General features: G+C 51.3%; 22 protein-coding genes, 1 tRNA gene and 1 other annotated feature. Of the genes, 17 read left to right on the forward strand and 6 right to left on the reverse strand.

From position 1 onward, the window contains the following. Window positions 1-110 precede the first annotated feature (110 nt). Window positions 111-356 (forward strand) — a binding site (T-box leader). A 79-nt stretch (window positions 357-435) separates the two neighbouring features. The 7 genes from epsC to dtd all read left to right on the forward strand — a co-directional run bounded on the left by epsC (window position 436) and on the right by dtd (window position 5,798). Then, window positions 436-1,131 carry a serine O-acetyltransferase EpsC gene (epsC, locus tag B5F07_RS04615; RefSeq protein ID WP_087160112.1) on the forward strand — a complete coding sequence of 232 codons (696 nt, stop codon included), beginning with the start codon at window positions 436-438 and terminating at the stop codon, window positions 1,129-1,131. Further along, window positions 1,118-2,524 (forward strand): cysteine--tRNA ligase, encoded by a 1,407-nt coding sequence (gene cysS, locus B5F07_RS04620; protein ID WP_087160201.1) that lies wholly within the window; start codon window positions 1,118-1,120, stop codon window positions 2,522-2,524. The genes epsC and cysS overlap by 14 nt, the downstream gene beginning before the upstream one ends. Then, a complete protein-coding gene (locus tag B5F07_RS04625) occupies window positions 2,509-2,979 on the forward strand; it encodes a Mini-ribonuclease 3 (protein WP_087160113.1) in 471 nt (156 codons plus the stop codon). Before cysS ends, B5F07_RS04625 begins: the two co-directional genes overlap by 16 nt. Before the next feature lie 79 nt (window positions 2,980-3,058). Further along, window positions 3,059-3,802 (forward strand): 23S rRNA (guanosine(2251)-2'-O)-methyltransferase RlmB, encoded by a 744-nt coding sequence (gene rlmB / locus B5F07_RS04630; RefSeq protein WP_087160202.1) that lies wholly within the window; start codon window positions 3,059-3,061, stop codon window positions 3,800-3,802. A gap of 7 nt (window positions 3,803-3,809) precedes the next feature. Then, window positions 3,810-4,460 (forward strand): RNA polymerase sporulation sigma factor SigH, encoded by a 651-nt coding sequence (sigH, locus tag B5F07_RS04635; protein WP_275533108.1) that lies wholly within the window; start codon window positions 3,810-3,812, stop codon window positions 4,458-4,460. Between the two features lie 22 nt (window positions 4,461-4,482). Next, the gene (locus B5F07_RS04640) at window positions 4,483-5,355 is read left to right on the forward strand and encodes a CPBP family intramembrane glutamic endopeptidase (protein ID WP_087160114.1); all 873 of its coding nucleotides are present in this window, start codon (window positions 4,483-4,485) and stop codon (window positions 5,353-5,355) included. Continuing rightward, window positions 5,352-5,798 (forward strand): D-aminoacyl-tRNA deacylase, encoded by a 447-nt coding sequence (gene dtd, locus B5F07_RS04645; RefSeq protein WP_087160115.1) that lies wholly within the window; start codon window positions 5,352-5,354, stop codon window positions 5,796-5,798. Before B5F07_RS04640 ends, dtd begins: the two co-directional genes overlap by 4 nt. Before the next feature lie 65 nt (window positions 5,799-5,863). Here dtd and B5F07_RS04650 read toward each other — a convergent pair. After that, window positions 5,864-5,936: transfer RNA gene (locus tag B5F07_RS04650), tRNA-Thr, on the reverse strand. A gap of 169 nt (window positions 5,937-6,105) precedes the next feature. Here B5F07_RS04650 and B5F07_RS04655 point away from each other — a divergent pair. Beyond that, window positions 6,106-6,486: a hypothetical protein gene (locus tag B5F07_RS04655; protein WP_087160116.1), complete on the forward strand. Its 381-nt coding sequence runs from the start codon at window positions 6,106-6,108 to the stop codon at window positions 6,484-6,486. A 61-nt stretch (window positions 6,487-6,547) separates the two neighbouring features. Continuing rightward, on the forward strand, window positions 6,548-7,258 hold the full coding sequence (locus tag B5F07_RS04660) for an NUDIX domain-containing protein (protein WP_087160117.1): 711 nt from the start codon (window positions 6,548-6,550) through the stop codon (window positions 7,256-7,258). Between the two features lie 94 nt (window positions 7,259-7,352). On the opposite strand, the gene B5F07_RS04665 is transcribed toward B5F07_RS04660, so the two are convergent. Genes B5F07_RS04665 through B5F07_RS04675 form a run of 3 tightly spaced genes read right to left on the reverse strand, consistent with a single transcriptional unit; the run spans window position 7,353 to window position 9,005 of the window. After that, window positions 7,353-8,261, reverse strand: coding sequence for a zinc ribbon domain-containing protein (locus B5F07_RS04665; RefSeq protein WP_087160118.1), 909 nt, complete (start codon window positions 8,259-8,261; stop codon window positions 7,353-7,355). Then, complete coding sequence (locus tag B5F07_RS04670) at window positions 8,243-8,533, reverse strand: hypothetical protein (protein WP_087160119.1); 291 nt, start codon at window positions 8,531-8,533, stop codon at window positions 8,243-8,245. Before B5F07_RS04670 ends, B5F07_RS04665 begins: the two co-directional genes overlap by 19 nt. After that, a complete protein-coding gene (locus tag B5F07_RS04675; protein ID WP_087160120.1) occupies window positions 8,511-9,005 on the reverse strand; it encodes an RNA polymerase sigma factor in 495 nt (164 codons plus the stop codon). Before B5F07_RS04675 ends, B5F07_RS04670 begins: the two co-directional genes overlap by 23 nt. A 148-nt stretch (window positions 9,006-9,153) precedes the next feature. On the opposite strand from B5F07_RS04675, the gene B5F07_RS04680 reads away from it, so the two are divergent. Together B5F07_RS04680 and pdxR are read left to right on the forward strand one after the other, a co-directional pair. Next, window positions 9,154-10,821: a glutamine--tRNA ligase/YqeY domain fusion protein gene (locus B5F07_RS04680; protein ID WP_087160121.1), complete on the forward strand. Its 1,668-nt coding sequence runs from the start codon at window positions 9,154-9,156 to the stop codon at window positions 10,819-10,821. Window positions 10,822-10,840: 19 nt separating this feature from the next. After that, complete coding sequence (gene pdxR / locus B5F07_RS04685; protein ID WP_087160122.1) at window positions 10,841-12,253, forward strand: MocR-like pyridoxine biosynthesis transcription factor PdxR; 1,413 nt, start codon at window positions 10,841-10,843, stop codon at window positions 12,251-12,253. Window positions 12,254-12,362: 109 nt separating this feature from the next. On the opposite strand, the gene B5F07_RS22790 is transcribed toward pdxR, so the two are convergent. Continuing rightward, window positions 12,363-12,686: a hypothetical protein gene (locus tag B5F07_RS22790; RefSeq protein ID WP_191404033.1), complete on the reverse strand. Its 324-nt coding sequence runs from the start codon at window positions 12,684-12,686 to the stop codon at window positions 12,363-12,365. A gap of 213 nt (window positions 12,687-12,899) precedes the next feature. Between B5F07_RS22790 and B5F07_RS04695 the strand changes: the two genes are divergently transcribed. After that, on the forward strand, window positions 12,900-14,180 hold the full coding sequence (locus B5F07_RS04695) for an adenylosuccinate synthase (RefSeq protein WP_087160123.1): 1,281 nt from the start codon (window positions 12,900-12,902) through the stop codon (window positions 14,178-14,180). A 142-nt stretch (window positions 14,181-14,322) separates the two neighbouring features. Beyond that, window positions 14,323-14,481 (forward strand): hypothetical protein, encoded by a 159-nt coding sequence (locus B5F07_RS22580; protein ID WP_162613054.1) that lies wholly within the window; start codon window positions 14,323-14,325, stop codon window positions 14,479-14,481. Here B5F07_RS22580 and B5F07_RS04700 read toward each other — a convergent pair. Further along, the gene (locus tag B5F07_RS04700) at window positions 14,470-14,697 is read right to left on the reverse strand and encodes a hypothetical protein (RefSeq protein ID WP_087160124.1); all 228 of its coding nucleotides are present in this window, start codon (window positions 14,695-14,697) and stop codon (window positions 14,470-14,472) included. The two genes, B5F07_RS22580 and B5F07_RS04700, sit on opposite strands and share 12 nt — an antisense overlap. A 148-nt stretch (window positions 14,698-14,845) precedes the next feature. On the opposite strand from B5F07_RS04700, the gene B5F07_RS04705 reads away from it, so the two are divergent. From B5F07_RS04705 to metA, 4 genes are all read left to right on the forward strand, one after another. Beyond that, on the forward strand, window positions 14,846-15,361 hold the full coding sequence (locus tag B5F07_RS04705; RefSeq protein ID WP_087160125.1) for an SEC-C metal-binding domain-containing protein: 516 nt from the start codon (window positions 14,846-14,848) through the stop codon (window positions 15,359-15,361). Window positions 15,362-15,381: 20 nt separating this feature from the next. Continuing rightward, on the forward strand, window positions 15,382-16,218 hold the full coding sequence (locus B5F07_RS04710; protein WP_087160126.1) for a YdcF family protein: 837 nt from the start codon (window positions 15,382-15,384) through the stop codon (window positions 16,216-16,218). A 59-nt stretch (window positions 16,219-16,277) separates the two neighbouring features. After that, window positions 16,278-16,619 carry a DUF1540 domain-containing protein gene (locus tag B5F07_RS04715; protein WP_087160127.1) on the forward strand — a complete coding sequence of 114 codons (342 nt, stop codon included), beginning with the start codon at window positions 16,278-16,280 and terminating at the stop codon, window positions 16,617-16,619. A gap of 188 nt (window positions 16,620-16,807) precedes the next feature. Then, complete coding sequence (gene metA, locus B5F07_RS04720) at window positions 16,808-17,731, forward strand: homoserine O-acetyltransferase MetA (RefSeq protein WP_087160128.1); 924 nt, start codon at window positions 16,808-16,810, stop codon at window positions 17,729-17,731. Window positions 17,732-17,752 lie beyond the last annotated feature (21 nt).

The following is a 17,752-nucleotide window of genomic DNA, read 5'->3' on the forward strand; positions in this document are numbered from 1 at the left end:
AGTTCTCCGGTCAGTGGGACGTTATGGGAAAAGTCAGTGAGACAGCGGGGAAAAGTCTTTGTTGACAAAACGGCCAAACTTGAATAATATAAGTATATGTCTGAATCAGAGAAAAGGCAGTGAGCGGAAAGAGTAACTGATACGACGCACACAGAGAGGGAACGTCACCGGCTGAAAACGTTCCTGTGAACAGAGGATCAGTGAAGTGCATCCGGGAGCCGACGCTGTGAAAGGAAGAGTAGCGGCGTACGTCTGGCATACGTTACATGCATGTAAGGGAAAGAACAGCGTCTCTTTTGCGGAAAGAGAAGAGATTCTTTTATTAGAGTGGAACCGCGGAAAACTTCGTCTCTAACAGGAGGCGGAGTTTTCTTCTTATGTGCGGCATACACCCGTAATATTATTTTCCGCGACAGATGTACAGAAGGAGGAAAAATGGGCATTATATCTTATATTAAAGAAGAGATGCAGGTGATCCGTGAGCGGGATCCGGCAATCAAGTCGAATATGGAAGTATTTCTCTACCCGAGTTTTAAGGTGATACTCCGCTACCGCGTGGCGCATAAGCTGTATCTGAAAGGGCATTACTTCCTTGCACGGTGGATTTCCCAGAGGGGAGTCCGCAAAACGGGAATCGAGATCCATCCCGGAGCCACTATCGGCAAGGGACTCTTCATTGACCATGGAAGCGGCGTGATCATCGGAGAGACCGCCATCATCGGAGACAATGTGACTCTCTATCAGGGCGTGACTCTGGGAGGAACCGGGAAAGAGAAAGGGAAACGTCATCCCACCCTGGAGGACAATGTGATGGTGAGCGCCGGCGCCAAGATTCTCGGCTCTTTTACAATCGGGGAGAACTCGAAGATCGGCGCGGGTTCGGTAGTCCTTGAGGAAGTGCCGCCCAACTGTACTGTGGTGGGCGTGCCGGGGCGTATCGTGCGCATGAACAATAAGAAGATTCCAAGACTGGACATGGACCAGGTGCATCTGCCGGATCCAGTGCTCAACGATATCCGGGAGCTTCAGCAGGAGAATATCCGGCTCCATGAGGAGCTGCGCGGCCTGCTTGAAAAGGTGGAATGCCTGCAGAAGAATGAAAAAGGAGGAGAAAACAGTGAAAATTTATAATACAATGTCAAAGAAAAAAGAAGAATTCGTCCCGCTTGAGGAGGGAAAGGTCAAGATGTATGTGTGCGGGCCTACCGTATACAACCTGATTCATATCGGTAATGCGCGTCCGATGATCGTTTTCGACACGGTCAGAAGATATTTCGAGTACAAGGGCTACGATGTGAATTTCGTATCCAATTTTACGGATGTGGACGACAAGATCATCAAAAAGGCCAACGAGGAGGGCGTGTCCGCCGACGAGATTTCCAAGCGGTATATCGCGGAGTGCAAAAAGGATATGGAGGGCATGAACATTGAGCCGGCTACAAAGAATCCCCTTGCTACGGAGGAGATCGGAGGCATGATCGAGATGATCAAAACGCTGATCGACAAGGGATATGCCTATGAGAAGAACGGAACGGTCTATTACCGCACGAGGAAATTCAAAGACTACGGGAAGCTCTCGCACAAGAATCTGGACGATCTGCAGTCCGGGGGAAGGACGCTTCTTGTGACCGGTGAGGACGAGAAGGAAGATCCTCTTGACTTTGTGCTCTGGAAGCCGAAGAAGGAGGGGGAACCTGCGTGGCAGTCACCCTGGAGCGAAGGACGCCCGGGATGGCATATCGAGTGTTCGGAGATGTCCAAGAAATATCTGGGTGAGCAGATTGACATCCATGCGGGAGGAGAAGATCTGATCTTCCCCCACCACGAGAATGAGATCGCGCAGAGCGAGGCTGCAAACGGCAAGGAGTTTGCAAAATACTGGATGCACAACGGTTTCCTCAACATTGACAACCGGAAGATGTCCAAATCCCTCGGAAACTTCTTCACTGTAAGGGAGATCAGCGAGAAGTACGATCTCCAGGTGCTCCGTTTCTTTATGCTCAGCGCCCACTACAGAAGCCCGCTGAATTTCAGCGCTGAGCTGATGGAAGCGGCAAAGAGCGGTCTTGAGAGAATTGTGACGGCTGCGGAAAATCTGAAATTCCTTCTGGGAAATGCCGGGACAGACAGCCTGACTGAGGAAGAGAAGGAAAATCTGGAGAAAGCGGCTGCATTTACAGGCAGCTTCGAGAAGGCGATGGAGGACGACTTCAATACAGCAGACGCCATCGCTGCGGTATTCGACCTGGTGAAGTTCATCAATACAACAGCAGGATCCGACAGTTCAAAGGGGTATCTGAATGCCCTCTATGCGCAGATGAAAAAGCTGACAGACGTGCTTGGAATCATCATCGAGCGGAAGGAAGAGATCCTGGACGCGGATATTGAGGCTCTGATCGAGGAGAGACAGGCGGCGAGAAAGGCGAAAGACTTCGCAACTGCGGACCGGATTCGTGACGAGCTGCTGGAAAAGGGGATTATCCTGGAAGATACACGGGAAGGAGTAAAATGGAAAAGAGCGTAGAATTTGGCCTGGAACATTATATAGAGAATATGCCCGGTATGGGGAAGACGGATGTAAAGACCTATTCCCCTCTGGCGCTTGCCTTTATCGGGGACTGCGTGTTTGACCTGATTATCAAGTCTCTGGTGATAAGCCGCGGAAACCGTCAGGTACACAGGCTCCATGAGGAGACAAGCCATTACGTGCAGGCGTCTTCCCAGTCCTTTATGATGCGCGCCATTCAGGAACATCTGACGGAGGAGGAACATGTGATTTACCGCAGGGGGAGAAACACGAGAAGTGTGACTCCCGCGAAAAACCAGTCGATTACAGACTACCGGCGCGCCACAGGGTTCGAGGCGCTGATCGGCTATCTGTATCTTCGCCGGGAGTATGCCCGGCTGACGGAGCTGGTCTCCATCGGTCTGAAAAGCATGGAGGACGCGGAGAAGGAACCGGGAAAACAAGAAAAATAAGTGATACGGCAGGGAGTGGAAAATGGATCAGTATACAAAAGGAAACAGCGAAAGCAGAAGAGAGGAGGAGAACGGCCGGATGGAACACACCCTCACGATTGAGGGCAGGAACGCCGTTCTCGAAGCGTTTCGTTCCGGGCGCACCATCGACAAGCTTTTTGTGCTTGACGGCTGTCAGGACGGCCCGGTGCGGACGATTGTAAGAGAGGCGAAGAAGCATGGCACCATTCTCAATTTCGTGGGCCGGGAACGTCTGGACCACCTTTCAGAGACGGGAAAGCACCAGGGGGTGATTGCATTTGCGGCCGCCTATGACTATGCGGATGTGGAGGACATGCTCCGGCTGGCCGAAGAGCGGGGGGAAGATCCTTTCCTGATTCTGCTGGATAATATCGAGGATCCCCATAACCTGGGAGCCATCATCCGGACGGCAAACATAGCAGGAGCCCACGGCGTCATCATCCCGAAGCGCCGGGCGGCGGGACTTACGGCGACTGTGGCAAAGACTTCTGCCGGAGCGCTCAATTATACCCCGGTGGCCAAGGTGACAAATCTGGTAAAGACTATGGAGGACCTGAAGAAGAGAGGCATCTGGTTTGTCTGTGCGGACATGGACGGGACATCCATGTATGACCTGAATCTGACCGGCCCGATCGGTCTGGTGATCGGAAGCGAAGGAGAGGGCGTGGGAAGGCTTGTGAAAGAAAACTGCGATTTTATCGCAGGAATCCCCATGAAGGGCGAAATCACATCCCTGAACGCATCGGTGGCAGCAGGTGTCCTGGCATATGAGATCGTCAGACAGCGGCTCGGGAGGAAATAAACGCCGGATGGAAGGCGATAGCAGGGAGAACCAGATGGGAAAATATGAAAGACTGACAGATGAGCAACTGATCCGGAAACTGCGGGAAGGGGACCGGAATGTGATGGACTATATTATGGTGAAATACAAGTCCATGGTGAAGAGGAAGGCGCGTGCCATGTACCTGATCGGGGGCGATAACGACGACCTGATCCAGGAGGGCATGATCGGGCTGATCAAAGCGGTGAGGGATTACGATCTTTCCCAGGGGACCTCTTTTTCCAGCTTTGCGGAACTGTGCGTCTCCAGGCAGATGTATTCGGCCATCGAGATGTCAAAAAGGAAGAAGCATCTCCCGCTGAATTCCTACGTTTCTCTCTATGAGGAGAGCGATACCTCCGCGGACGACGGCAGGAAGACCCCGCTGATCGATACGATCGAACCGCCCCAGGAGAATGACCCGGAGAAACTGTATTTCAGCAGAGAGTATACGGAAGCGTTTGTGGAACAGCTCAAGGACAGCTTAAGCCCTCTTGAAAATCATGTGCTTTATCTGCACCTGATGGGCACGGATTACCGGACCATTGCGGAGCTTCTGGGAAAGAGCCCGAAGTCCATAGACAACGCGCTTCAGAGGATAAGGGGCAAGGCGGAGAAGATGCTGCAAAGCCCGGATTAATACAGACCAGGAGAAATGAAATATGACACGGAAATCAACAGGAAAATTCAACTATTTGCTGGCTTTGCTGGTATTCGGTCTTACCATGCTTTTGATGTATCTGGCTGCCGGCGTGCTTACTTTCGGAATATCACTTGCGGCTGTCCTGCTGCAGGGAATGAACGGAGCCGGGAGGGTATACAGCTATCTGATGGATAACATGAATCTGTACAGCGTGCTGGTATATCTGATCGTGCTGTCTGTATTCGGCCTGTGGTATTACTTTGCCTTTGTTCAGAAGACAGGAATGAAGAGCTATGCCCGCGGCAGTGTGGCGCAGTTCAGTCCCCTGTCCTTTGTGTGGATGCTTCTTCTTGCGTTTGCGGCACAGCATGCCACATCGCTTATCATGATGCTGGTTGCGGCGCTCGCTCCAAATGCCATGAATGAATATACGCAGATGATCGAGGTGAGCGGAATGAACAATTATTCTCTGCTCTGGTTCGTGGGAACCCTGATCCTTCCGCCGGTTACGGAAGAGATCATCTTCCGGGGGCTGATCCTCGGATATCTGAGGCGGGCAGGAGCGGGATTCATCCTGGCGAATCTGATCCAGGCAGTCTGCTTCGGCATCTATCACCAGAATCTGGTTCAGGGGATCTATGCGGTTGTTATGGGGTTCCTTCTGGGATATCTGGCAGACCGTTACGAAAGTCTTCTCGCTCCCATGTTCCTGCACTTCCTGTTCAATCTGTTCGGGACAGTGCTCGTGGAGCTTGAGAGCACGTTTATCCCTCAGTACGGACAGGTGATGCTGATCCTCCAGAGTATTCCGCTTCTGGTGGCATCACTGTTACTGATCCAGCTGCGTGTGGGAGAAAAAGGGAAAAAGGTTCAGGAGGAAAAAAGACCATGAGATTTGTAATACAGAGAGTGACCGAAGCTGCGGTACAGATCGGCGGGGAGACAGCAGGAGAGATCGGGAAAGGGTATCTGGTGCTGATCGGGGTGTCGGATTCTGACACGGAGGCAGTGGCCGATAAAATGGTAAAAAAGATGATCGGGCTCCGCATTTTTGAAGATGCGGAAGGTAAGACAAACCTTTCACTTGCCGATGTGGAGGGAGGCCTGCTTCTCGTATCCCAGTTTACCCTCTATGCAAACTGCAGGAAAGGCAACCGGCCAAGCTTTATTGAAGCGGGGAAGCCGGATAAGGCGAACGCTCTCTACGAATATATCATCCGTAAGTGCCGGGAGAGTGTTCCCGTGGTGCAGACCGGGAGATTCGGGGCGGATATGAAGGTGAGTCTGGTTAACGACGGACCGTTCACAGTTCTGCTTGATTCGGATACACTGTAAAAGAGCAGAAATACCGTAGAAAAACAAAAAACTTCTGAAATCTGCGATCTCAGAAGTTTTTAAAAAGCTACCTAGCGGACTTGAACCGCCGACCTCATCCTTACCAAGGATGCGCGCTACCGACTGCGCCAAGGTAGCTTATTTATCTGCGCATCATTTGTGCGCCTTGATTAATATACACTATTCATATAGGACTTGTCAAGAGATTTTTGCTTCAAATGCAGACATTTTCGACCCGGTATATACAAGTATGCTATACTGATAGGACTTGGTGGTATTTTCGAGGCGCGGGCAAGAGGAAAGGCCTATGAAAATCGGAAAAAAAGAATTAAGGACGATGCGCGACGACCTGGAGAAGCTGACGGAATTTATACGGGAGACAGAGAAGGGACACCTCCCATATTTTTACCGGTGCTTTGACACGATGAAGAACAATATTGAGATTTTTTTCTGTGTGGGAAATGATGAGGATGATATCGATGATTTCCTTCCGGTGCTCGAGCGGGACTGGGAGGCATCCCACATGATGCTGATCGGCGTGCAGGACTATGACCTGCGGGACAACAATCCGGATATTGATCCGCGGATGTGCGTGTACTTTGCGGCGCTGATCGCAAGTGTTGCAAAATATTTTGAAAATGACCCGTCGGCGGACTGGAGGCATGTGGAACATGCTGTTACAGGGTAGCTGTACGGCGGCACAGGCTGAGCCGGGGCGGGAGATGACAGACAGAAGGAGTTAATGATTTATGCCGGCATTTTTAGAAGATATTTCAAGGTTTTACGGGACAGGAGAAAAGAACAGGGAGGGACAGACTCTGGAAGAATTTCTGGAGGCGTACGATCCGTACAAATATAAGAATCCCAGCGCAACGACCGATACCGTGGTTTTCTCGTATAGGGACAGGGTGGAGAAAGACCTCAAAGGGTTAAAAGTACTTCTTGTAAAGCGGAGCAATCATCCGAGCATAGGCTTCTGGGCTCTTCCGGGAGGATTCGCCAATCTCCGGGAGAATCTGGACGATACGGCCCGCAGGGAACTGGAGGAGGAAACCGGCGTGGAGGGGATTCCCGTGGAACAGTTTGCCTGCTATGGAGATTATGACAGAGACCCCCGTGCCCGGGTGATTACCACTGCCTATATGGCGCTGACGGATGAGAAGAACGTGAAAGTAAAGGCGGGAGATGATGCGGCAGATGCAGCCTGGTGTACCGTGACCTGTACGGAAGAAGCAGAAAAGGAGTCGCCGGAATGGGGTGTGAAGCAGTATGTTCTCCGGGTGGATAACGAAGACAGGCAGATTCACACCAGGGCTCTGGTTGAGAAAAAGGAGCGGAAAGGCCTGATCCGGGAGAGAAAGTACCGGGTAATCGATGGCGGTGTCATCGCTGTAGACCATGCCGCGATTATCGTTCAGGCTATGGAACTGCTGCGGCAGCGGGTGGAAGAAGTACAGTGACGGGCGCTCTTTAGCTGAACTGCAGAAAAAGCCCCGGGCGGAAAGTTCCTGTAAAACTTTCCGCCCGGGGCTTTTTCCGGCGCTTTTTTCGGAATTATGGCGCAATGTCTGTATTCCCATCCGGCGTGTTCAGAAAATCAAGCGGATAATCTACGTCTGTAACCTGGCAGTCTGTCTTTGAACCGCCGTATACGAGTTCAAGAACTGCTGCCCGTTTGCTCTCACAGCTTGCGAGGATCAGCGTATTCCCGCCGCTTTCTCCGGATGAAGAGATATCCAGTTGCAGCCTGTTCCCGAAGAAACCGCTCCCCGGAGTGACGGAGATATCCGGAAATTCTTCAAGAGCCGGCATGTAGATCAGAAACTGCACGGTAGTCTCATCGCCGTTTTTCTCCTCGTAGCGGAGTACGCCTGCCTCATCGTAATCCAGAGTCAGACTGTCAAGCCAGTCCTCCACCTGGGAGTATCCGGTCTCCTGGATATAATCGTCTGCCGGGAGCGTTGTGACGCTGGCGCCTGCACTTTCAGAGTGAAAGGATGAAAATGCAACGAAGGCAAAAATAATCAGAATGACGGGGATCAGGATCACTGCCGCCAGGATTTTCCAGAGCGTCCGGTCCTTTCTTTTCACCGGTGTGACAATATCGTTCTGAGCCTCAGGAAGAGGAGCCGCACATCTGGGGCACACCTTCCATCCGGGGGCCACCGGGAAGGAGCAGCTTGGGCAAGTGGGCTTCAACTTTGCGCCGCAGACAGGGCAGATCACGAAATCCTCCCGGATATCAGCGCCGCAGGAGCCGCACTTTAAGTTGGAATAATTGCCCCGCACCAGAAGATAGATGATAAAGCCGATCAGCGACGGGGCGATCACCGCGATCAGCGTCCAGAGCACCGCGTTCATGCCGCGGGAGGACGCGTCCCGGAATACATAGACTCCGATGAGTACCGGGATGACCAGGGCGATGGCAAAAATGATAAGAACAGTTATTGAAGCAAGAGCCATAGATCATTTCCTCCTTTTCTTGTACACAGGATTGCGAGAACCGCACTTCCGGTTATTGTCACGGTCACATAACCGAAACAGAAGACCGAGACCACAGGCATATACGGCAGTGCCAGTATGCCGAGCACCAGCATGGCAGTCTGGGAGAGAATTCCCGCCAGTGCAGCCAGTGTGGTCTGTCTTTTCAGAGCACGTCTCTCAAGTTCTGCCCGCAGCATATTTTCATTGAGTGCCGGCGGGTCATGCTGTTCAAAATTGCAGATCTGTTTCATCTCGAAGCACCTCCTTTAATATACTGCGCGCTTTGTTCAGCCGGGATTTTACGGTCCCGGGCGGTATGCCAAGTACCTCTGCCGCCGAGCGGATATCCATGTCTTCAAAATAGAAGAGGATTACCGCCAGCTTCAGTTTTTCCGGCAGGGTGCGCACCGCCTCATAGAGCGGTTCATAATCTTTCTGCTCCGGAGCAGGGACAGCGTGAAGGAAGGCATCCTTTTCCGCAGTGTCCCGAAAGGCGAGAAGCGGGCTCCTGGCGATGCGCCGCAGCGTGTTGCGGTATGTATTGACACAGATTTTTGTAAGCCAGGGCTCAAACTCTCTTGCCGGGTCATACCGGGACAGATTCTTCAGGGCTTTCAGCCAGGTCTCCTGATAGAGGTCTTCCGCCTCATAAGGATCGGCACACAGCGTCAGGCACAGGCCGTAGAGCCGTTTCCCGTATTGTCTGATATACTGATCGATCATTCCCTGTCCCTCCTTTCACATACATATACACCCCAAAAGCAGGAAAGGTTCATTGTTTTCTTAAAAAACATTATATCCCATTGCCTTGTGGTCGGATACATTTTATGGTAAGATAAAGCCTGTGAATGAAGAAAAACGAGGTGAGAAGATGGAAAACGAGAATGTTTCAAAGAATTTTATAGAGCTGGAGATTGACAAGGACCTTGCGGAGGGGGTGTATGACCATGTGTGTACACGATTCCCGCCGGAGCCCAACGGGTATCTCCACATCGGACATGCCAAGTCCATCCTTTTGAACTACGGACTGGCACAGGAGTATGGCGGAACTTTCCACATGCGTTTTGACGACACGAATCCGACCAAGGAGAAGATGGAGTTCGTGGACTCGATCAAGGAAGATATTCAGTGGCTCGGCGCAGACTGGGGAGAGCATCTGTATTTTGCATCCGACTATTTTGACCAGATGTATGAGTGTGCGGTAAAGCTTATCAGGAAAGGAAAGGCTTTCGTCTGCGACCTGACGGCGGAGCAGATGAGAGAGTACCGGGGCACACTGACAGAACCGGGAAAGGAGAGCCCTTACCGCAACCGTTCCGTGGAGGAGAACCTGGAGCTCTTCCAGGCCATGAAGGACGGAAAGTATAAAGACGGAGAAAAAGTGCTTCGCGCAAAGATCGACATGGCTTCCCCGAATATCAATATGAGGGACCCGATCCTCTACCGCGTGGCGCATATGACGCACCACAACACAGGTGACAAGTGGTGCATCTACCCGATGTATGATTTCGCCCACCCCATCGAGGACGCCATCGAGGGAATCACCCACTCCATCTGTACGCTGGAGTTCGAGGATCACAGACCGCTGTACGACTGGGTTGTGCGGGAGTGCGAGTTCGAGAACCCGCCAAGGCAGATCGAGTTCGCCAAGCTGTATCTCACCAATGTTGTGACCGGAAAGCGTTATATCAAGAAACTGGTGGAGGATGGCATTGTGGACGGATGGGACGATCCGCGTCTGGTATCCATTGCGGCGCTGCGCAGAAGAGGATTCACGCCGGAGTCCATCAAGATGTTTATCGATATGTGCGGGGTCTCAAAAGCGCAGAGCTCTGTGGATTACGCCATGCTCGAGTACTGTATCCGGGAGGATCTGAAGATGAAGAAATCCCGGATGATGGCTGTCCTTGATCCGATTAAACTGGTGATTGACAACTACCCGGAGGGACAGGTGGAGTACCTGGATGCGGCGAACAATCTGGAGAACGAGGAACTGGGTACAAGGAAGATACCTTTCTGCCGCGAGCTCTATATCGAGAGGGACGACTTCATGGAGGAGCCGCCGAAGAAGTATTTCCGCCTTTTCCCGGGAAATGAAGTGCGCCTGATGCACGCATATTTTGTGAAATGCGTAAGCTTTGTAAAAGATGAAAACGGAAAGATCACGGAAGTGCACTGTACCTACGATCCGGAGACAAAGGCGGGAAGCGGATTTACCGGAAGAAAAGTGAAGGGAACGATCCACTGGGTACCGGCGCCGTTTGCGAAGAAAGCGGAAGTAAGGCTGTACGAGAACCTGATTGACGAGGAGAAGGGCGTCTACAACAAGGAGGACGGTTCTCTGAACCTGAATCCCAACTCTCTGACCGTTATCAGAGATGCCTATGTGGAGCCGGCGCTCGAAGGGGTGAAAGCCTACGACAGTTTCCAGTTTGTACGAAACGGTTATTACTGCGTGGATGCGAAGGATTCAACCGATGAGAATCCGGTATTCAACCGGATCGTATCTCTGAAGAGCTCCTTTAAGCTTCCGAAATAACAGCAAGGAGTGTGTTGCCATGCAGGAGCTGACGATCAGTCTGCAGTCCGGTTCCGGAAAACCGCTTTACGAGCAGATTTATGCTTATATCAAGAACGAGATTCTCAGCGGAATGATTCAGAGCGGGGAGCGCCTGCCTTCTACCCGGGCGCTCTGCCGGCATCTTGAGGTGAGCCGGACAACGGTGGAACAGGCCTACGAACAGCTTTTGTCGGAGGGGTATATCGAGTCCCGGCCATACCGGGGATATTTTGTCTCGGAGATTGACGGACTTTACCGGCTTGGTCCGGCGGAGAAGCCTGAGCCCCGGAAAGAAGAGGCGGTCAGGAAGAACTACCGCTATGATTTTACTCCCAACGGAGTGGATCTGAACAGCTTTCCGTATAATACATGGCGAAAACTGTCGAAAGAGAGTCTTGTGGATGACAGGGCGGAGCTGTTCCGCCTGGGAGATCCCCAGGGAGAGTATGGGCTGAGAAATGCTATCTGCAGCTATCTTCATCAGGCACGGGGAGTCAACTGCCGTCCGGAGCAGATTATCGTGGGTGCGGGAAATGATTACATTCTGATGCTTCTCTCCACGGTGATCGGAAACCGGCACAGGATTGCCTTCGAGAACCCCACCTACCGGCAGGCATACCGGCTTTTTGAAAATCTTTCATTTGACGTCTGCACGGTGGATATGGACCGGCGGGGAATGGATGTGGAGAAGCTCCGGGAATCGGGGGCGGACATTGCCTTTGTGATGCCTTCCCACCAGTATCCCCTCGGAGTCGTCATGCCGGTAAAGCGAAGAATGGAGATGCTGCGCTGGGCGGACGAGGCGGAAGGCAGATACATCATTGAGGATGACTACGACAGCGAGTTCCGCTATAAGGGAAAGCCGATCCCCGCACTGCAGGGCTATGACAGCAGCGGGAAAGTGATCTACACGGGGACGTTTTCCAAATCCATCGCCCCGGCGATCCGTATGAGCTATATCGTTCTGCCGGAACATATTCTCGAGGTCTACCGCAGACGCTGCAGCTTCCTGAACTCTACTGTGTCAAAGGTGGACCAGCTTATTCTGCAGAAATTTATCGAAGAGGGATACTTTGAGCGTCATCTGAATAAGACAAGAGCACTCTATAAGAGCAGACATGACACGCTTCTCGGGTGCCTGAAAGAGCTGGACGGAAATTTTGCAGTTTCCGGTGAGAACGCGGGCGTCCATCTGCTCCTGCATTTTCATGATTCGGGGACGGAGAGCGATCTGATCCGAAGGGCGGAGGAGAAAGGAGTACGGGTGTACGGCCTGTCCTCCTACTATGTCAGGGATGCGCGTCCGGAGAATCCGGATCCGGTGATCCTGCTCGGGTATGCGAATATGAGTGAACAGAAGATCGCCGAGGCGGTGGCGCTGCTCGGTGAAGCGTGGAGCCGTAAGGAATAGAGAAATGTGATAAAAACAGCCGGGATCAGGGGCGAATGTCTCCCCTGATTCCGGCTGTTCCATATCTTTTCCGGTCTGCCCGGCGCGTAAAAGCGCCGATCTCTGCGGTCTATTCCGCGTTTTCTTTCCCGTCCGGCTCTTCTGTATTCTCCGCGGCCTCTTCTCCGTCGGATTCTTCTGTATTCCCTGCGTCTTCCTTATTCCCGGAGTCTTCTGTCTCTTCCGCGGCACCGGGTCTGCTGTTGAGCGAAACATACTCCCGTTCTGCGGCCGGCTGCAGGTCGGCATCGAGATCGTAGTCTTCATCTTCGGTAAGATCCGGTTCTTTTTCGGCGGAGTCCTCACTTCTGTTCTTCAGGACATATGCGGCGACCACACCTGCAGCGGTTCCGGCAGCGGCAAGGAATCCAAACCATTTAATAAACTTTTTCAAAGCTAATGTCTCCTTTCCGTAAAAAGATGTCCCCGTCAGAAGAAAAGAGAACATCCCGAATTTGTTTTTTATTGTAATACTTTTTCCGCACAATTACAACAAAAAAAGAAATAACGTTTTACATCCCCGGAAAATTATAGTATAATTCTTAAGGCGGTCATTGAAGAATGCCGCCGGTGAACTTTAGAAGCACGATACGCAGGAGGGTTTGAAATGGTAAAAGCAGTAGTTGGTGCAAACTGGGGCGATGAAGGAAAGGGCAAGATCACAGACATGCTTGCAAAAGAAGCCGATATCATCGTCCGTTTTCAGGGCGGGGCAAATGCAGGCCATACGATCGTTAATGATTATGGCAAATTTGCGCTTCACACACTTCCGTCCGGAGTATTTTACGGCCATACGACCAGTGTGATCGGAAACGGAGTTGCACTGGATATTCCGAGACTCTTCAAGGAGGTTCAGTCCATTGTGGAGCGCGGAGTTCCGATGCCGAAACTTCTCGTGTCCGACAGAGCGCAGATGGTAATGTCCTACCACAAGAATTTCGATGCATATGAGGAGGAGCGTCTGGGCGGAAAATCATTCGGTTCCACCAAGTCGGGAATCGCACCATTCTACTCGGACAAGTATGCAAAGATCGGATTCCAGGTGAGCGAACTTTTTGATGATGATCTGCTGAAGGAGAAAGTTGTAAGGGTGGCGGATCAGAAGAATGTTCTGCTTGAGCATCTCTACCACAAACCATTGATCAATCCTGATGAATTATATGAAGAACTTGTCAGCTACAGAAAAATGGTGGAGCCGTATGTATGCGACGTATCCCTGTTCCTTTACAATGCGCTGAAGGAAGGAAAGAATATCCTTCTTGAGGGACAGCTCGGTTCCCTGAAGGATCCGGATCACGGCATCTACCCGATGGTGACATCCTCGTCTACTCTGGCAGCCTACGGAGCCATCGGCGCGGGAATCCCGCCGTACGAGATCAGGCAGATCATCACCGTATGCAAGGCTTACTCCAGCGCGGTTGGAGCAGGCGCTTTCGTAAGCGAGATCTTCGGCGATGAGGCGGATGAGCTGAGAAAACGCGGAGGAGACGGCGGAGAGTACGGCGCAACGACAGGACGCCCGAGAAGAATGGGCTGGTTCGACTGTGTGGCTTCCAAGTACGGATGCAGGATGCAGGGAACCACAGACGTTGCATTTACGGTTCTTGACGTACTCGGATATCTGGATGAGATTCCGGTCTGTGTGGGATATGAGATCGACGGAAAAGTGACAACAGATTTTCCGGTGACTCATCTTCTCGAGAAGGCAAAACCGGTTCTTAAGAAACTTCCGGGCTGGAAGTGTGATATCCGCGGTATCAGAAAGTACGAGGATCTTCCGGAAAACTGCCGGAATTATATCGAGTTCATAGAGAAGGAGATCGGCTATCCGATCACAATGATCAGCAACGGACCGGGCAGAGATGACATTATCTACCGGAATAAATAAATTACCGCATTAAGTGAACTGCTGCAATAAATAAGACTGCCGGAACAGGAAAAAACAGGAATATTTCGCCGGGACGCATAATATACTATAGAGTCGGGATTTGGGAAAAATCCGGGCAGAGAAAAAGAAGAGGAGGTATTTTATGCGTCAGAACAGCGACGGCAGGGTCAGAAATATGATTTCGATGGAAGAATACCTGAAAAGAAGACAGGCATTGAGAAAACAGGACCCGGGAAAAAGAGCAGGGCTTTCTGAGGAGGAAGCATCTGCTCTTAAGCTTGCCGGAATCCTATTTGTCTGAGTCAAAGTCCCGGGAGTCGTCCGTCCTTTTCAGGACGCGGGCGATCAGGCCGTATCCGTACAGCAGGACCGGAATCAGAACGGTAGCAGCGATGGAAGCAGTCAGAAGACGTCCCGCTGCCGGGGAATCCATCAGTGCAAAAACAAGGGTGCTCACATAGAGGAGGACAAGAAGAACAGCTCCTCCGAGAGCAAGGACACGCTTTACATTTTTCATGACATCATACATCCTTTCCAGTTACAGTATAGCGAAAAATGGTATTTACGGCAATCGGAATTTGTTATATAATAAACCGGGTACAGAACTGACCTGTTTTTTGCAGTGCAGATTGAGATTTTGAAAAAAGATAAAGGAGCAGTATACGATGAGTGAGAAATGTTTATTGGACCAGTGGCGTGATATGGCCTATGACAGAAGCCTGTCCAAAGATCAGCTGGAAAGATTCTGGAACAGATATTTTCTGATCGAGAAGGAGATCTATGAGCAGCTTCTCGATGATCCCGATACAGAAGTAAAAGGTACCGTGAAAGAGCTCGCGGAGAAGTACGGCCAGGAAGTGCTTACCATGGTAGGATTTCTGGACGGGATCAACGACAGCTTAAAGGTGGCGAATCCCATCGAGACGATGACAGAGGACACGGAAGTGAGCCTTGCATTTGACAAGGAGAAGCTCTATAAAAATATGGTGGACGCCAAGGCTGACTGGCTCTATGAGCTTCCCCAGTGGGAGAAGATCTTCGATGAGGAGACGAGAAAACGGCTTTACCGTGAGCAGAAAGCTTCCGGAACTATCCGCAAGGGCAAGAAGATCGGCAGAAATGATCCCTGTCCGTGCGGCAGCGGTAAAAAGTACAAATACTGCTGCGGAAGAAATGCCTGATTCAGGTGATAAGGAGTAAGATGAGACTGTATTTTCTGATTTTTGGAATGGTCTGCATTCTCTACTATTTTATACTCAGATTATACACCGGAAGGCGGTGGCCGACATTTTCCGGCTTCTGGCTGATAACGGGCGGCGCGCATCTGGCACTCGGATGCGCGCCGTTTTCTGTGGGTATGCGGACGGTGTTTCAGTGTCTGGTTCCTGCTGTATGGACGGTTTTCCTTGTGGGGGAGATCCCCATTGTGGGCGGCATGCTGAAAAACCGGTACACGCTGATAAGGCATGCAGCGGAAAACAGGCATACGCTGAAAAAATGTCATGAAGAAGAGTATATTGCAGCACACCAGGCCGGCTGCATCATCATACTCGGCGCATTCGTCAACGGGACAACCCTCTCTTCGGCGCTGAAATCCAGGCTTGATACGGCCCTTATGTATCTGTCGTGTTTCCCTAAGACAACGGTGATCGTATCCGGCGGACAGGGAAAAGATGAGGCTGTGCCGGAGGCGGATGCCATGGCGGATTACCTGATACAAAGCGGAGTCCCGGAAGGACAGATTATCCGGGAAGACCGTTCTGTCTCCACCCGGGAGAATCTCAGATTCTCCCGGAAACTGGCAGATTCGCTGTATGATAGCAACAAGAGCAGTCCTGTCGGTGAGAGAACCGGGATTGTCACCAGTGATTTTCATATGTTCCGGACACTGATTCTTGCCAGGCAGGAGGGGTACCGCCGGGTCTGTCCGCTTCCTGCACCTTCCGATCCGGTTTTCCTGCCGAATTATCTGGTACGGGAGTTTTTTGCGGTTGCGGCTGCTGTCTTATCCGGATTTCGAAAAAAAGAAAAAGAATAAAAAACGGACAGACGGGCATAATAAACCTGAATCTGTAAAGAGATAAGGAGGAAACTATTATGCCAGAATTAAAATGTACGGTACAGACATGTGTACACAACAATCAGTTTTTGTGCAGCCTGGATTCCATCAAGGTGGGCGGCGAGAATGCGAGAAATCCCCAGGAGACATGCTGCGACAGCTTCCAGGAGCGCAAAGAGGGAGGCGGCTATATGAACAGTATGCAGAATTCCATGCACAGTTCCATGCACGCTGCTTCCGACTGTGCCTGTGTGGACTGTAAGGCAACCCAGTGTATGTATAATGAGAACTGTGAATGCCACGCCGGGAAGATCAGCGTGGAGGGCGGAAGCGCAAGCGACAGCAGCGGTACAGAGTGCGCCACATTCAAATGTTCTTAACACGGACTGAAAACTGTCTGCCATGAAAACGGCATGACGGCATGAACCCGGCTTCCGGATCCCCGTTCTGTTTGAAAGAAACGGAGTGAGGGTTCGGAAGTTTTTTTATTAAGTTGACTCATACATATCCGGCGCGTTATAATTGATATACTATCGCAATTACAAAACAGGAAAAGAGGAAGAAAGTTATGCCGATTCGAGTACAGAATGACCTGCCGGTAAAAGAAATACTGGAACAGGAGAACATATTTGTCATGGATGAGTACCGCGCCGCCCATCAGGATATCCGTCCGATCAGTATCGGGCTGCTTAACCTGATGCCTCTCAAAGAGGATACCGAGCTGCAGATTCTGCGGTCCCTTTCCAACACACCGCTGCAGGTGGATGTGACTTTCGTGCGTGTGACAAGCCATGTGTCAAAGAACACCTCCACAAGCCATATTTATAAATTCTATGAACCTTTTGAAAATATCAGGAACCACAAGTTCGACGGCTTTATCATTACCGGGGCGCCGGTGGAACAGATGCCTTTCGAGGAAGTGGACTACTGGGATGAACTGGTAGAGATCATGGACTGGACAAAGACAAACGTGACTTCCACCCTGCATCTTTGCTGGGGAGCCCAGGCGGGAATCTATCACCATTACGGGATCAATAAAGTTCCGCTGCCGGAGAAGCTTTCCGGTCTGTACTGGCATCATGTGAGAAACCGGAAGATTCCCCTTGTCAGAGGATTTGACGATCAGTTCCTTGCTCCTCACTCCAGATATACGGAGGTTCCCCAGGATCTCCTGGAGAAGGATGAGCGGATCACGATTCTGGCGGATTCGGAAAAAGCAGGGGTATTCCTCTGCATGGCACTGGAAGGAAGGCAGATCTTCGTGATGGGGCATCCGGAATATGACCGTGTGACTCTGGACTCGGAGTTCCGGCGGGATCTGGGGAAGGGACTCAACCCCAAAGTTCCGGAGAATTACTATCCGGACGATGATCCCGGAAAGAAACCTCTGCTGACCTGGAGATCCCACGCGAACAATCTCTACACGAACTGGCTGAATTATTACGTGTATCAGGTGACCCCTTATGATCTGTACGGGGCGCCCGCTTTCTGAATTTAGAAGAAATTATAACGC

Source organism: Lachnoclostridium sp. An169, assembly GCF_002160525.1.
In the GTDB taxonomy this organism is placed as follows: Bacteria; Bacillota; Clostridia; order Lachnospirales; family Lachnospiraceae; genus Mediterraneibacter; species Mediterraneibacter cottocaccae.